The organism is Bacteroides sp. AR29, from assembly GCF_900217715.1.
Classification (GTDB): domain Bacteria; phylum Bacteroidota; class Bacteroidia; order Bacteroidales; family Bacteroidaceae; genus Bacteroides; species Bacteroides uniformis.
In genome coordinates, this window is record NZ_OBMS01000007.1 from 83,549 (window position 1) to 98,412 (window position 14,864).

Annotated in this window: 14 protein-coding genes and 1 tRNA gene; 7 read left to right on the forward strand and 8 right to left on the reverse strand. The window is 46.0% G+C overall.

What is annotated here, in order from left to right:
- Positions 1-158 precede the first annotated feature (158 nt).
- The gene (locus CSD97_RS06480) at positions 159-1,820 is read left to right on the forward strand and encodes a putative transporter (protein WP_098032129.1); all 1,662 of its coding nucleotides are present in this window, start codon (positions 159-161) and stop codon (positions 1,818-1,820) included.
- A 76-nt stretch (positions 1,821-1,896) separates the two neighbouring features.
- On the opposite strand, the gene CSD97_RS06485 is transcribed toward CSD97_RS06480, so the two are convergent.
- Together CSD97_RS06485 and CSD97_RS06490 are read right to left on the reverse strand one after the other, a co-directional pair.
- Positions 1,897-2,526, reverse strand: a complete 630-nt coding sequence (locus tag CSD97_RS06485; RefSeq protein WP_098032146.1) for a cytidylate kinase-like family protein — start codon at positions 2,524-2,526, stop codon at positions 1,897-1,899.
- A gap of 104 nt (positions 2,527-2,630) precedes the next feature.
- On the reverse strand, positions 2,631-3,983 hold the full coding sequence (locus tag CSD97_RS06490) for an MATE family efflux transporter (protein WP_044467852.1): 1,353 nt from the start codon (positions 3,981-3,983) through the stop codon (positions 2,631-2,633).
- 235 nt (positions 3,984-4,218) lie between these two features.
- On the opposite strand from CSD97_RS06490, the gene CSD97_RS06495 reads away from it, so the two are divergent.
- The 5 genes from CSD97_RS06495 to CSD97_RS06515 all read left to right on the forward strand — a co-directional run bounded on the left by CSD97_RS06495 (position 4,219) and on the right by CSD97_RS06515 (position 9,817).
- Entirely contained in the window at positions 4,219-4,626 is a 408-nt protein-coding gene (locus CSD97_RS06495) for an HU family DNA-binding protein (protein WP_098032130.1), read from the forward strand.
- Positions 4,627-4,719: 93 nt separating this feature from the next.
- Positions 4,720-6,450, forward strand: coding sequence for a lysine--tRNA ligase (gene lysS / locus CSD97_RS06500; RefSeq protein WP_005833162.1), 1,731 nt, complete (start codon positions 4,720-4,722; stop codon positions 6,448-6,450).
- A gap of 100 nt (positions 6,451-6,550) precedes the next feature.
- On the forward strand, positions 6,551-7,546 hold the full coding sequence (locus tag CSD97_RS06505; protein ID WP_044467854.1) for an NAD(P)H-dependent glycerol-3-phosphate dehydrogenase: 996 nt from the start codon (positions 6,551-6,553) through the stop codon (positions 7,544-7,546).
- A 48-nt stretch (positions 7,547-7,594) separates the two neighbouring features.
- Entirely contained in the window at positions 7,595-8,932 is a 1,338-nt protein-coding gene (locus CSD97_RS06510; RefSeq protein WP_016273016.1) for a glucose-6-phosphate isomerase, read from the forward strand.
- Positions 8,933-9,061: 129 nt separating this feature from the next.
- Positions 9,062-9,817: an HAD family hydrolase gene (locus CSD97_RS06515; protein ID WP_008664065.1), complete on the forward strand. Its 756-nt coding sequence runs from the start codon at positions 9,062-9,064 to the stop codon at positions 9,815-9,817.
- A 55-nt stretch (positions 9,818-9,872) separates the two neighbouring features.
- Here the strand turns inward: CSD97_RS06515 and CSD97_RS06520 are convergent, their stop codons facing one another.
- A complete protein-coding gene (locus CSD97_RS06520; protein WP_016273017.1) occupies positions 9,873-10,499 on the reverse strand; it encodes a hypothetical protein in 627 nt (208 codons plus the stop codon).
- 202 nt (positions 10,500-10,701) lie between these two features.
- Between CSD97_RS06520 and CSD97_RS06530 the strand changes: the two genes are divergently transcribed.
- A complete protein-coding gene (locus CSD97_RS06530; RefSeq protein WP_005833165.1) occupies positions 10,702-11,139 on the forward strand; it encodes a PepSY-like domain-containing protein in 438 nt (145 codons plus the stop codon).
- A gap of 421 nt (positions 11,140-11,560) precedes the next feature.
- Here the strand turns inward: CSD97_RS06530 and CSD97_RS06535 are convergent, their stop codons facing one another.
- From CSD97_RS06535 to CSD97_RS06555, 5 genes are all read right to left on the reverse strand, one after another.
- Positions 11,561-12,442 carry an alpha/beta hydrolase-fold protein gene (locus CSD97_RS06535; protein WP_016273018.1) on the reverse strand — a complete coding sequence of 294 codons (882 nt, stop codon included), beginning with the start codon at positions 12,440-12,442 and terminating at the stop codon, positions 11,561-11,563.
- A gap of 108 nt (positions 12,443-12,550) precedes the next feature.
- Complete coding sequence (locus CSD97_RS06540; RefSeq protein WP_005833169.1) at positions 12,551-13,381, reverse strand: MerR family transcriptional regulator; 831 nt, start codon at positions 13,379-13,381, stop codon at positions 12,551-12,553.
- 90 nt (positions 13,382-13,471) lie between these two features.
- On the reverse strand, positions 13,472-13,945 hold the full coding sequence (locus CSD97_RS06545; RefSeq protein WP_005833171.1) for a hypothetical protein: 474 nt from the start codon (positions 13,943-13,945) through the stop codon (positions 13,472-13,474).
- 6 nt (positions 13,946-13,951) lie between these two features.
- Complete coding sequence (gene msrA / locus CSD97_RS06550; protein ID WP_098032131.1) at positions 13,952-14,593, reverse strand: peptide-methionine (S)-S-oxide reductase MsrA; 642 nt, start codon at positions 14,591-14,593, stop codon at positions 13,952-13,954.
- A gap of 121 nt (positions 14,594-14,714) precedes the next feature.
- A tRNA-Arg gene (locus CSD97_RS06555) sits at positions 14,715-14,787 on the reverse strand.
- Positions 14,788-14,864 lie beyond the last annotated feature (77 nt).

Sequence of the window (14,864 nt, forward strand, 5' to 3'; positions counted from 1 at the left end):
AGATGACTCCGTGCCCATACGGATTCAGCGTATTCACCGGAAGCATACTCTACTTTTGCAAAGTTGATATAGCAAAAAGTACCACAAAGCCTTTGCCACCTCCTTTTTATTAAGTATTTTTGCGCGAAATTTTAAAAAACGACATATTAATAGGTACTATGAATTGGTTAGAAAGCTTGCTATGGGACTCTTCATCTGTCGCTCACATCGTTTGTTTGTATGCATTCGTAATATCTGTGGGCGTATTGCTGGGTAAGATTAAGATTTTCGGGGTATCGTTGGGGGTTACATTCGTCCTCTTTGCCGGTATCCTGATGGGCCATTTTGGCTTCACGGGCGAAACACACATTTTGCATTTTATCCGCGAATTCGGTTTGATTTTATTTGTATTCTGCATCGGTCTGCAAGTCGGGCCCTCCTTTTTTTCTTCCTTTAAGAAAGGGGGTATGCGGCTGAACATGCTTGCTGTCGGTATCGTGTTGCTGAATATCGCAGTAGCATTGAGCATCTACTTCATTGACGGAGGGATAGACCTGCCAATGATAGTAGGTATTCTCTATGGTGCCGTAACCAATACTCCGGGTCTGGGTGCCGCACAAGAAGCCTTGAACCAGATAAACTATACGGGAGACCCCATTGCATTGGGATATGCCTGCGCCTATCCGCTTGGTGTGGTAGGTATCATAGGTTCCATCATAGCCATCCGCTATATTTGCCGGGTGAACCTCAAGAAGGAGGAACAGGAACTCAATACGCAGGAAGCAGATGTAAAGCATCAGCCGCACATGCTTCACCTCGAGGTACGCAATGAATCAATTTCCGGAAAGACCCTGCTCCAGATAAAGGATTTTCTGGGACGCCCGTTTGTATGTTCGCGCATACGCCACGAGGGGCACGTCAGTATCCCCAATCATGAAACAATATTCCACGTAGGAGACCAGCTCTTCATCGTATGTTCCGAAGAAGATGCCGAAGCGGTGGCTGCCTTTATCGGAAAAGAAATACACGTAGACTGGGAAAAACAGGACACTCCGATGGTTTCCCGCCGTATCCTCGTCACTAAATCTGAAATCAATGGCAAGAAACTGGGAAGCCTCCACTTCCGCAGCATGTACGGTGTAAATGTAACCCGTATCAACCGTTCGGGTATGGACTTGTTTGCCGATCCCAATCTGGTACTTCAGGTAGGTGACCGTGTAATGGTGGTCGGCCAGCAGGATGCCGTAGAACGTGTAGCCGGCGTATTGGGTAATCAGTTGAAACGTTTGGACACTCCGAATATCGTAACTATTTTTGTGGGAATCTTTTTGGGAATCCTGCTGGGTAGTCTGCCTATCGCATTCCCGGGTATGCCGACACCGGTTAAGTTAGGTTTGGCTGGTGGTCCGCTGGTAGTTGCCATCCTCATCGGACGTTTCGGTCACAAAATGCATCTTGTGACGTACACCACCATGAGTGCCAACTTGATGTTGCGTGAAATCGGTATCGTGCTCTTCCTTGCCAGTGTCGGTATAGAAGCTGGTGAGCATTTTGTACAAACAGTAGTAGAAGGTAGCGGATTACTGTATGTAGGCTATGGATTCCTGATAACTGTTATCCCCTTGTTGATAATCGGTATGATAGCCCGTTTCTACTGCAAAGTGAACTACTTCACCCTGATGGGTTTGATAGCAGGTAGCAACACAGACCCTCCCGCATTGGCATACGCCAATCAGACATCAGGCAATGATGCTCCGGCAGTAGGTTACTCCACGGTATATCCATTGACAATGTTCCTGCGTATTCTGGCGGGACAGATGATATTACTGACAATGATGTAGGAGGAATTAAGGAATTAAAATTAAAGGCTGCGTAGTTGGGTTAAACCAACATTGCGCAGCCTTTAATTTTAATTCCTTAAAGTTTCAGCTTCTTCTTGACGAACTCTTCTATAAAGTCCACCGTAGCTTCAATACCCAATACGGAAGAATCGATACACAAGTGGTATGTTTCGGCAGCTCCCCATTTTTTGTAGCTGTAGTAGTTATAGTATTCGGCACGCTTCTTGTCCGCTTTGTTCATCATCTCCTCCGCTTCACGCTCAGAAATGGAATACATTCGGCAAATACGCTTGATGCGCTCCTCATTGGAGCAGGAAATGAAGACATTGGCACAGCGTGGATGTTCTCGCAGAATGTAATCGGCACAACGCCCCACAAACAAGCAGGACTTCTCCTCCGCCAATCTGCGTATCACGTCACTCTGCACTTTGAACAGAGCATCATTACTCAGGCAATTCGTGGCCGGGATAGCCCCGTCACTGACAAAAGGGAAACGCATGCCGAAGAGCCCTCCAATAATACCTTGTGAAGCTTTCTCATCAGCTTTCTCAAAGAACTCACAACACAGTCCACTCTCTTCAGAAGCCAACCTAATCAGTTCCTTATCATAAAAGTCAATACCCAGACGGGCAGCCAGTTTCTCGCCTATCTCCCGTCCGCCACTGCCCAGTTGACGGCCTATATTGATTATAAAATTATTGCCCATACGCTTATTCATCTATTGGTTTGCAGATAGCAAATATAAATATTCTTACGGAATATCTGCAGAAAGTAGGAAGAAAAATTCAGAGCCTCTCCCCCGACCTATCCCTACAAGGGAGAGGTTCTGAATTTGCGGAATTGACAAACCAACATCACCAATGCTATCAAACTTGCAAGCAAATCGGATACCGGCATGCTGTACCACACTCCTGCCACTCCGAAGAACTGCGGCAGGATAAGCAGGCAAGGAAGCAGAATCAGCATCTGTCGGGTAAGGGAAAGGAATATCGCTTTGCCTGCCATGCCTATGCTCTGGAAAAAGTTGGAAGTCACCATCTGGAAACCGATAATCGGGAAGAACATTACCGTAATGCGCAGTCCCGTGACCGAAAGCTCTGTCAGTTCCGCATCCGATGTAAAGATGCCCACTACCAGGTCCGGCACCAGCATACCGACCAGAAAGCCGAAAGTGGTCACTGCCGTGGCATAGATTATCGTCAGTTTCAGCACCTTGTTCACCCGTCCGTACAGCTTCGCCCCGAAGTTATATCCGGCAATAGGCTGCATACCCTGATTCAGCCCCATCACAATCATCACTACAATGAAAACCAGACGGTTCACGATGCCGAAAGCCCCGATAGCCAAGTCGCCGCCATACTTCTTCAACCCCTGATTGATAATGATAACGATGAAGCAGGCTGCCAGGTTCATCAAGAAAGGAGACATGCCGATGGCGAGCGAATCGAATACAATCTTACGTTTCAGACGGAATATCCCCCGGTGGAAATGCAACAGCTCATCCTTATTGCTGAAAAGCTTGAACTGCCACGTCAAAGAGATGATTTGCGCCACAATGGTAGCGACGGCAGCACCACGTATGCCCCAGCCAAAACCATAGATAAACACCGGGTCGAGTATGGTATTGATAACCACCGTGGCTATAGTGGCGTACATCGCCTTCTGTGGATGCCCTGAAGAGCGCAGCACTGCATTCAGCCCCAGATAGAGGTGCGTAACGGCATTTCCCAAAAGGATAATCTGCATATAATCCCTCGCGTAGCCCACCGTCTGGTCACTGCCTCCGAAGAAATAGAGAATCGGGTCGAGAAAGAGCATGACAATGATGGTAAAGGCAATTCCCAGTACCATGTTCAGCACAAAAACATTGCCCAGCACACACTGTGCCGTGTCATAATCCTTCTGCCCCAGCTTGACGGAAATCAGTGTAGAAGCCCCCACTCCTACCAACGAACCGAACGCCGCAGCCAGATTCATCAACGGGAAAGTCAACGCCAATCCCGAAATAGCCATCGTCCCAACGCCGTGACCGATGAAGATACTGTCTACCATATTATATAAAGAGGATGCCGTCATTGCGATGATTGCCGGAACGGCATATTGCATCAAGAGTTTACCTATACTTTCCGTTCCCAACGCCGTGGGAGTCTTTTGTCCTGCCATATTATATACCTATTTCTTTTTAGCGGGTGCAAAGGTACTCTTTTTTTAAAACAGAACAGCAGAAAAAACACCTTAAACCTGCACACTATGCGGATGATTTATGCTATCTTTGCGGTTCAATGATAAATCATAAGATATGATTACCATAATCATACCGTATGATTGGCACATTCATACCGTATGAACCATGCCTGACCTACCGGTTGAGCCGGACACATAATAACAACAAGCCCCCATGGCATTCTATAAGAAAGTAAAACAGAAAGGCGACGACAAATGGCACCCAAGAGCCGTCACCAAAGGACATCCCTATACAACGGATGAAATAGCCCGATTATTGTCGGAAATGTCTACGGTAACCCCGGGAGATACCTATGCAGTATTAATGAATCTTGGTGAAGTGCTGGGCAAGCTGATGAGTTCGGGACACTCCGTAAAGTTCAAGGGCATCGGGACGTTCTACTACACCTGCCGTTCGGAAGGCACCGGGGTAGACACCCCAGAAGAAGTGAGTCCGGCGCAAATCACTGCGGTGCAGATACGCTTCATCCCCGAATACTACCGCGGGCAATGCGGACAAGTGACGGAACGCACCCTCCTCTCCCCGCACATCGAATGGGTGGATGCCGAAGGAGAGGGTTAATGTCACCCCCGTTCCCTATATTTCAAGGAAAAAGGTTCTCTATCTGAAAAATGTTTCGTACTTTTGTACCCAAATTGAGTGAAATATAGCGAAATGAACGTATTAGAACTAAGTGAACAAGAAATCATTCGTCGCAACAGTATGAATGAACTTCGCGCGATGGGCATTGAGCCTTATCCCGCAGCAGAGTATGTAACAAATGCTTTCTCTACCGATATTAAAGCTGAATTCAACGACGATGCAGAGCCTCGCCAAGTGTCCGTTGCCGGACGTATCATGAGCCGCCGTATCATGGGTAAAGCATCTTTCATCGAATTGCAGGACTCCAAAGGACGCATCCAGGTATATATCACCCGCGATGACATCTGTCCGGACGAGGACAAGGAGATGTACAATACCGTGTTCAAACGTTTGCTCGATTTAGGCGACTTTATCGGCATTGAAGGATTCGTATTCCGTACCCAAATGGGCGAAATCAGCATCCATGCCAAGAAGCTGACCGTACTTGCAAAGAGTATCAAGCCCCTGCCTATCGTGAAATATAAGGACGGCGTGGCTTACGACTCTTTCGAAGACCCCGAACTCCGCTACCGCCAGCGTTATGTAGACCTTATCGTGAACGACGGCGTGAAAGAAAAATTCCTGAAGCGCGCCACCGTCATCAAGACCATGCGTGCTGTGCTGGATGAAGCCGGCTACACGGAAGTGGAGACGCCGATTCTTCAATCCATCCCCGGTGGAGCAAGCGCCCGTCCGTTCATCACCCACCATAACTCTCTGGATATAGACCTCTACCTGCGTATCGCCACCGAGCTTTACTTGAAGCGACTGATTGTGGGCGGATTCGAAGGTGTATATGAAATAGGCAAGAACTTCCGTAACGAGGGTATGGACAAGAACCATAACCCGGAATTCACTTGTATGGAGCTGTACGTGCAGTACAAGGACTACAACTGGATGATGAGTTTTACGGAGAAATTGCTGGAACGCATCTGTATCGCCGTAAACGGCTGCACAGAAACCGAGATAGACGGCAAGACCATTAGCTTCAAAGCTCCCTACCGCCGTCTGCCCATCCTGGAAGCCATCAAGGAAAAGACCGGATACGACCTCGAAGGCAAGAGCGAGGACGAAATCCGCCAGGTGTGCAAGGAACTGAATATGGAAATTGACGACACCATGGGCAAGGGCAAGCTGATTGATGAAATCTTCGGAGAATTCTGCGAAGGTACTTTCATACAGCCCACTTTCATCACCGACTATCCCGTAGAGATGAGCCCGCTGACCAAGATGCACCGCAGCAAGCCGGGACTGACCGAACGCTTCGAGCTGATGGTGAACGGCAAGGAACTTGCCAACGCTTACAGCGAGCTGAACGACCCGATAGACCAAGAAGAACGCTTCAAAGACCAACTTCGCTTGAGCGAAAAGGGAGACGACGAAGCGATGTTCATCGACCAGGACTTCCTAAAAGCATTGCAATATGGTATGCCTCCCACATCGGGCATCGGTATCGGCATCGACCGTCTGACCATGTTGATGACGGGCGAATCCTTCATCCAGGAAGTGCTTTTCTTCCCGCAGATGCGTCCGGAAAAGGTCATCCCCAAAGATGCTCCTGCACGATACACGGAACTGGGCATCCCCGAAGATTGGGTGGCTGTAATCCAGAAGGCCGGCTACAACCTGGTGAGTGACATGAAAGATGTGAATCCGCAAAAACTCCACATGGACATCTGCGGTATCAACAAGAAATATAAATTGGAACTGGCAAACCCGACCGTAAACGAAGTTGCTGACTGGGTCGGAAGAATTAAGAATTAAAAATTAAAGAATTAAATAGGCAAAATTAAAGATAGGAGGAAGGTGAAGGCGCGCTCCTTCACCCCCTTTTAATTTTTAGTTTTTAATTATTAATTTCGATATGAAACTACCCGGTAAGATAGCCATCATGGGCGGAGGAAGTTGGGCAACTGCCATTGCCAAAATGGTACTGGCCCAAGCGGAGTCGATAAACTGGTATATGCGGCGAGACGACCGTATTGCCGACTTCAAACGGCTTGGCCATAACCCTGCCTACCTGACGGGCGTCAAGTTTGATACCAAGCGTATCAACTTCAACTCCAACATCAATGATGTCGTGAAAGAATCTGATACGCTCATCTTCGTTACACCTTCCCCTTATCTGAAGGTTCACTTGAAGAAACTGAAGACTAAGATTAAGGATAAATTCATCATAACTGCCATCAAAGGTATTGTACCCGATGACAACTTGATTGTCTCGGAATATTTCACTAAGGAATATGGCGTCCCGGCTGAGAATATTGCTGTATTGGCAGGTCCCTGCCATGCGGAAGAAGTGGCTTTGGAACGCCTTTCTTATTTGACTATTGCTTGTCCCGACACCGACAAGGCTTGCACCATTGCCCGCAAACTGGCCAGTTCATTCATCAAGACCTCTGTCAGTAATGATGTTGCCGGCATTGAATACAGTTCGGTGCTGAAAAATGTATATGCCATTGCAGCCGGTATTTGCAGCGGTCTGAAATATGGAGACAACTTTCAGGCTGTGCTTATGTCCAATGCCATACAGGAAATGAACAGATTCCTGCAAACGGTACATCCGCTGAACAGAAACGTAAATGATTCCGTTTATTTAGGTGACCTGCTGGTGACGGGATATTCCAATTTCAGCCGTAACCGCACATTCGGCACGATGATTGGCAAGGGATACTCCGTGAAAAGCGCGCAGATTGAGATGGAAATGATTGCTGAAGGATATTACGGTACAAAATGTATCAAGGAAATCAACAAGCATTATCATGTCAACATGCCTATTGTAGATGCAGTATACAACATTCTGTATGAGCGTATCTCACCGACGATTGAAATCAAGCTGCTTACCGATTCATTCCGGTAAGCGCGAAAAAAGATAAAACGAAATACTGAATTTAAAACCTAGAATATTATGATTAGTTTGAACATTGAAAAGACTCTTGGATTCATCTCCAAAGAAAACGTTTTCGCCTATGAAGCCCAAGTAAAGGCTGCACAGGAAGCATTAGAGAATGGTACCGGTAAGGGCAACGACTTCTTAGGCTGGCTGCACCTCCCCTCTTCCATCACTAAAGAGCACCTGGCTGACCTAAAGGCTACCGCACAGACGTTGCGTGACAACTGCGAAGTAGTAGTAGTTGCCGGTATTGGCGGAAGTTATCTCGGTGCACGTGCGGTGATAGAGGCTTTGTCAAACAGCTTCACCTGGTTGCAAGACAAGAAAACGGCTCCGGTCATTCTGTATGCAGGACATAATATCGGTGAAGATTATCTATATGAACTCACCGAATACTTGAAAGACAAGAAATTCGGTGTTATCAACATCTCCAAATCCGGTACTACCACTGAAACGGCCTTGGCGTTCCGTCTGTTGAAAAAGCAATGCGAAGACCAACGCGGCAAGGATATGGCAAAGAAGGTTATCGTTGCCATCACCGATGCCCAAAAGGGCGCTGCCCGCGTAACGGCCGACAACGAAGGCTACAAATCCTTCATCATCCCCGATAACGTGGGCGGACGTTTCTCCGTACTGACTCCGGTAGGCTTGCTGCCCATCGCAATAGCAGGTTTCGACATTGAGAAATTGGTTGCAGGTGCAGTTGCCATGGAAAAGGCTTGTGGAAAAGATGTTCCGTTTGCAGAAAATCCTGCTGCCATCTATGCAGCTACGCGTAACGAGCTCTACAAGAACGGTAAGAAAATTGAAATCCTCGTAAACTACAATCCCAAACTGCACTACGTAAGCGAATGGTGGAAGCAGCTTTATGGTGAATCCGAAGGTAAGGAAAACAAGGGTATCTTCCCTGCTGCCGTAGATTTCTCCACCGACCTGCACTCCATGGGACAATGGATTCAGGAAGGCGAACGTACCATCTACGAAACTGTCATCTCCGTGGAGAAGACACAGCACTCCCTGCAAGTACCTTCGGACGAAGCCAACCTCGACGGACTGAACTTCCTGGCAGGCAAGCACGTGGACGAAGTGAACAAGATGGCTGAATTGGGCACACAGCTTGCCCACGTTGACGGCGGCGTACCCAACATGCGCATCGTTATCCCTGCACTGAATGAAGAAAGCATCGGAGGTCTGCTCTACTTCTTCGAAATAGCTTGCGGTATCAGCGGTTATATTTTGGGAGTCAATCCGTTCAACCAACCGGGTGTGGAAGCATATAAGAAGAATATGTTTGCATTGCTGAACAAGCCCGGCTACGAAGAAGAGTCCAAAGCTATCCAGGCAAGACTTTGATAAATTAAGAATTGAGAGTTGAGAATTGAGAAATGGCTGCACAACAAGTGCGAAGAGAACCGTTCCCCGATTCTCAACTCTCTATTTATCTACCCCGCATTTTTAAATTCTCAATCCCCAATCTACCAAGTGTTCGAAAACTCTATCGCCCGTTATCTGGAAAAGCACGGGCACCCCTACATCCAACTGAAAGCCGTTCTTTTTGACATGGACGGTGTGTTATTCAACTCCATGCCCTACCATGCCGATGCCTGGCATAAAGTAATGGAACGTCATGGCCTGCACTTGAGCCGTGAAGAGGCATACATGCACGAGGGACGTACCGGAGCCTCCACCATCAACATCGTTTATCAACGCCAGTATGGCAAGGATGCCACTCCCGAGATGATAGAAAGCATCTATGCAGAGAAAAGCGCCGAATTCAGTACCCACCCGGAACCGGAACGTATGCCGGGTGCTTGGGAAGTGCTGCAAAAGGTAAAAGCGGCAGGACTTATTCCGGTACTTGTCACCGGTTCGGGCCAACACTCCCTGCTGAACCGCCTTGCCCACAACTTCCCTGGTATGTTTCAGCGCGACCACATGGTGACCGCCTTTGATGTGAAATACGGAAAGCCTCATCCTGAGCCTTATCTAATGGGACTGGAAAAAGCCGGAGTACAAGCCAACGAAGCTATAGTTGTAGAAAATGCACCTATCGGAGTACAAGCCGGAACAGCAGCCGGCATATTCACTGTGGCAGTCAATACCGGTCCGCTGGACAGGCAGGTATTACTGGATGCCGGAGCAGATTTATTGTTTCCGTCCATGCAGGCGCTTTGTGACGACTGGGAAAGGTTGCAAACCGCATTAGATGCCAGTAATAGCCTTCGCCACAAAGATTGACGGCGACCCAAACAATATAACAGTTGATTGGAGCTTATATAACCAAGTAATACCATTACTTGATATACAGAAGGCATCTATTGTCTTTCTTCTTAAAACGCTCCAATCTACTCATTTTCTCCTTCTCGGTTTCTTTAATAGGGAACGTTATCCTACGAGTATCTTTATCATAATCGTACAATTCTCTGGCAGGAACTACATAAACAGATTCCGGACCGTCACCACACCATCCAAAGCCAAAAACATAAAACAAGTTTTTTATCGGACGGTTCAACAGATTAGAGTTCATATACCTTTCGTACTTTTCAATGTCTTTTATATCGAGATAAAAACCTATCTTACTTCGCCATTTACATTCTACAGCTATAATATCTCCAACTTCATGAATGGTACTCGTAGTGGTAACACACTCCATCAACAAATCCGGAGATGATGAAGACAGAGGTCTATAACCCTCAATGTATTTATCACCTCTCCAATCTAAAAGCCGCCAAAATATTTTCTTGTCACAGAGGTCCGGATAACCTTCTTTACTAATATTAGAGTTCTTCACAACCCATTCCTCAAATCTATCTCCCAAATATTTACTTTTCTTCCTTTCTTTAAAATATTGAAAGGTATCCATAAACCGATATTGGAAAACACCTACAAAATCATCGATAAACTGATTTAATATTTTCATAGCCATAATAGTCTATTGTGTCTTTAAATAATATTCATTGCAAACAAAAATTCATAGGTGAAGAGCCGCAACACCCATTTTCAAAAATAGATTTTTTTTCATTTCCAAAAATAGAGTTTTTTTCCCAATTCTTTCCAGATTTCCTTCCCATCTTTGCAATACAGAAAACAAATAAAGTATTAATTATTAAAAATAGAAAAGTATGAAAAAGTTAGTTATGATGTTGGTTTGTATGTTTGCAGTGCACACAATGGTAATGGCAGATAATGATAAGCCGATAGAGGTGAGCCAGTTGCCGGCGAAGGCGCAGACATTTATCAAGACTTATTTTAAAGACCATAAGGTGGCAATGGCTAAATTGGAGTCGGGAATGTTTTATAAAAGCTATGATGTGGTGTTCACGAATGGGGAGAAGGTAGAATTTGATAAATCGGGAGAATGGAAGGAGGTACGATGCAGACAAAGTGAAGTTCCTGCACAGATTGTACCGGAAGCGATACGTAACTATGTAAAGACCAATTATCCGGATGCAAGAATTCTTCAGATTGAGTACGATGACAATGAGTATGAGATAAAGTTGTCTAATCGTTGGGAAATTACATTTGACTCTAAAATGAGGGTGATTGACATTGACGATTGATGACAAGAAAGATTTAGAATATGTAGATTATAAAGTTAAGTATCAAGAAGCTGAAAACAGTTGCTTGGAGAGGGTTTCTCCAGGCAACTGTTTTTTTATGCACTTCCGTACGGTAGCAGGGCATATGGTGCTGCGCTCATTGTACAACAGTAGTTGTACTACTATTCCAATTGCCCGGAGTCAACGAAGCCCCGGCTGCACTTTTGCAGTTTTTTAATCAGTGTGTCCGGAGAAGGACACTCAACCTTCTCCGGAGCTGAAAATACTGATTTATAAGGAAACGGCGCTTCTCGGCGCTTCCTGCCGGAAGGCGACTCAGGCTATGACGCTTTTAGGATTTTGGCAGACCTCACCATGGTATAGGTAGTCCCCTTAGTACAATGGCGCATATCATTCAGCTTACTGAAAAATAGATTTTTTTTCAGAGAGGTTCGTTCGGCAGAGAAATTCCAACCGCAGAACGGAAGAACAACGTTTTCAGTCCGTCATAAAATCCCGGAAGAGCAACCGTTCCATGCGTCTCTTCCGGGAACTTTTTTGATACCACCCGCAAATGCCGCTTCTCCATACGAGGAACTGCACTCCCTATAAAATCATCTGTCAGGGGAAAGTGGATCAGCTTCCTATCAAGACGCGGCTGAGTGGCAAACGCAACATACAGTTGCTTTCCTGAAAAGTCAACCTTATCTACCTGCCGTTCTACCTGTTTCTGAAAATATCCTTTATCCCACCATAAACTGGGGTCTATGGCGATGTATGTATCAAATGCACTGGGATAATTCAGCAAAACATGCAGCGTGAACAACCCGGCATAAGAATGTCCAGCCAACAAGTGTTGTCCATTCACCGGCAAGTCTTGTTCCACTGCGAGGCGTAGCTCCTCCGTCAGAAAACGGCAAAATTGTCCTGCCCCACCCCCTTCCGGTTTATCGCCCGGACGGACAGTTCCGTCACGCCGGGCAGCGGAACAGGTTGGCGTAAAGTCTCTGGTTCTGTTTGTATTCAGGACAGCCACAACGATACAGGGCGGTAAGGAAGAAACTTTGGAGGTGGAAAACAAGCGAGTAAAACCTACCACCGAATGAAAAAAAGAATCACCGTCCAGCAAATAAAGAACCGGATAACTTTCCTCTTTTTCACCCGGGCGGGTTGCAGGTACATACACCCAATATTCTCTAGCCTCATTCAAGACATGCGAAAACAAAGTGTGGCGAGTCCCGATAGAAATAGCTTCTTGCGCTCTCAGCGGAAAACCGAGCCAAGTGACAACTACCAATATGAACAGAATATGCAGGCTTCTCATTTCAATTCTTTTTTCAGTCTGCAAAGTTCGCAGAAAATAAGTTGACTACCTATCCCTATTTTTAGGTATTCTCACGGTTGAAAGCTTTCCGCAGAAATCAAAGGCTGATTAAGAAAGTTTGATGGGCAACTGAATTTCCGTCATCCATTCATCCACCGTTTCTTTGTTCCAAATGCCGTCAATATGGCAAAACCGGGCACGGTCAATGACCTCGTATCCATTTGTCTCGGCATACGCAAAAAGCTCGGCGAAAGTTTCGGGCATATGCTCATAAGCACCGTAATGGTTGACACAGAGCGCAACCGGCACTTCCGGAAGTTCCTTGAATTTAATCAGTTCCGAATCTTCCTTGCGTTCAGCCACCGCTTCAAAAAACTCGATATCAATATCAACCCCATATTCCTCATTATATTCCACCGTGAAACAATATTCCGGGGCAGGACATTCACAACCCAAACGGTACATTTCAGGCCCGATGATATTCGGACAAAGATTGAACAGCTCCTGATAAGAGTCTATTTTACGGCGATGGGTAGCAAAAATTCTTGAAGGGAGGGATTTCTTAAACACTTTTTCCATAACATTCTCTTGTTTATGGAGTAAATTTTCCAATTTGGCAAGTTCGGTCTGCCGCCATATCAAGTGTTCAATCTCGTTTTTGCAACGTTCTATTTTAACCTTCAACAATTCAGCATCCGGAAATTCCTTGCCATCGGCAAACAACTCGGATATCTCTTCGAGGCTGAACCCTAATTGCTTGAGGTAAACAATACGGCTCATACACCGGAGCTGGCTGATGTCGTAATAGCGATACCCCGTCCACTCATCCACTTCAACGGGTATCATCAATCCTATCTCTTCATAATGACGAAGCGTCTTAACGGTCACCTGGCAAAGTTTGGAAAACTCTCCGATTTTAAACTTCATTTTATTCTTCATAAACTCATGCGCATTTTGTTTATGATGCAAAGATAGGTCCTGCCCTTAGGGACGAGTCAAGAGATTGCTTCAAAAAAAACACATATTTCACTATTCACAACGGCAATAGGTGTTTGCACCGCACGTACAATGGGGTAACAACTGCCCACTCAGTTCATCGCGGTAAAATTCATACAGCCGCCGGTACATGGTTTCATAGAGTGCGGCAATTTGTTGCTCCTGCTCACTTTCATTTTGAAAACGATTTTTAAAGGGGTCTTCAAAATTAAAATGCACCTGCTGCTTGGCATCCAGAGTGATAAATTTCAGTTCTTCTCCGGCTTCTTTACATAGGGTAATCACGTAGTCCCACGACCGGTGCGTATAGGTCCCGACACCAGACGGTTTCTTGCGAGACACGCTGAAACCATTCTGTTCCATCACATTGCACACGGCATCGGGAACGCAGTTCCCCTCCATAATTCCTGCCGTAGAGATATTCATTCCCCTGCCAAATGCATGCAGGAGTTCCTGCGCGATACGGCTGCGGCACGTATCTTCATTACTTATTAACAGTATATCCATTGTCCGTTACTTTTCCAGGTTTAAATACCCGCCATCTCCTTCTTTCTTCATCTTCGCTTTACGTGCCAGGTCGAACAAGGTGGGGTTAATGTGGCAATATCCACCAGGATTTTTGTCCAGATAGTCTTGATGATAATCTTCGGCGAGATAGAAGTTCTTCAAAGGCTCTATCTCTACAACCAACGGACGGGAGTAGTTGGCAGCCAGCCGGTCAACGGTTTCACGAATAACAGGCAGGTCGGCGGTATCCGTATAATAGATACCCGTGCGATACTGTGTACCTCTATCCCCCCCTTGCTTATTGAGGCTGGTAGGGTCAATCGTTTTGAAATAAAGGTCGATAAGGAAAGGTAAGTCCACCTCATCGGGATCATACTGTACTTTTACGGTTTCGGCAAAGTCCGTGGTACCGGTACACACCTGCTGATAGGTAGGATTGGCTATATTTCCATTGGCATATCCCACCTGGGTAGCCTCCACACCTTCTATTTGTTTCAGGAAATGTTCGGTACCCCAAAAACATCCTCCTGCCAGATAAATCTCTTTCATTGGTTTCATGTCTGTTCTCCTTTCTGACCGTCCTTCCGGCTTACCGGCATAGGACAGACAAGTCATTAACATTGCAAAAATAAATATTATTTGTTTCATACCTCTAACTCTATGGAAATTATAACAAGAAAGAGAACCGTATGGTTGACTTTTCTGGATGTATTGTATAAAAAGAAACTCCCTTTGCAAAATATTCATGCAAAGGGAGTTCCTTTCTTTGTGACCCCGGTGCGATTCAAACGCACGACCTTCAGAACCGGAATCTGACGCTCTATTCACTAAGCTACGGAGCCAAATGTGGATGCAAAAGTATAAAAAAATTAGCAGATTCCTAACATTCAAACGCTTTTTATATCAAACCGAGGAATAT

Bases quoted from the DNA above. Each gene is read 5' to 3' on its own strand.
- CSD97_RS06485 (WP_098032146.1), bottom strand. From the start codon at position 2,526: ATGGGCAATAATTTTATAATCAATATAGGCCGTCAACTGGGCAGTGGC.
- CSD97_RS06510 (WP_016273016.1), top strand. From the start codon at position 7,595: ATGATTAGTTTGAACATTGAAAAGACTCTTGGATTCATCTCCAAAGAA.
- CSD97_RS06545 (WP_005833171.1), bottom strand. From the start codon at position 13,945: ATGGATATACTGTTAATAAGTAATGAAGATACGTGCCGCAGCCGTATC.
- CSD97_RS06495 (WP_098032130.1), top strand. From the start codon at position 4,219: ATGGCATTCTATAAGAAAGTAAAACAGAAAGGCGACGACAAATGGCAC.
- CSD97_RS06535 (WP_016273018.1), bottom strand. From the start codon at position 12,442: ATGAGAAGCCTGCATATTCTGTTCATATTGGTAGTTGTCACTTGGCTC.
- CSD97_RS06520 (WP_016273017.1), bottom strand. From the start codon at position 10,499: ATGAAAATATTAAATCAGTTTATCGATGATTTTGTAGGTGTTTTCCAA.
- CSD97_RS06480 (WP_098032129.1), top strand. From the start codon at position 159: ATGAATTGGTTAGAAAGCTTGCTATGGGACTCTTCATCTGTCGCTCAC.
- msrA (WP_098032131.1), bottom strand. From the start codon at position 14,593: ATGAAACAAATAATATTTATTTTTGCAATGTTAATGACTTGTCTGTCC.
- CSD97_RS06540 (WP_005833169.1), bottom strand. From the start codon at position 13,381: ATGAAGAATAAAATGAAGTTTAAAATCGGAGAGTTTTCCAAACTTTGC.
- CSD97_RS06530 (WP_005833165.1), top strand. From the start codon at position 10,702: ATGAAAAAGTTAGTTATGATGTTGGTTTGTATGTTTGCAGTGCACACA.
- CSD97_RS06490 (WP_044467852.1), bottom strand. From the start codon at position 3,983: ATGGCAGGACAAAAGACTCCCACGGCGTTGGGAACGGAAAGTATAGGT.
- CSD97_RS06505 (WP_044467854.1), top strand. From the start codon at position 6,551: ATGAAACTACCCGGTAAGATAGCCATCATGGGCGGAGGAAGTTGGGCA.
- lysS (WP_005833162.1), top strand. From the start codon at position 4,720: ATGAACGTATTAGAACTAAGTGAACAAGAAATCATTCGTCGCAACAGT.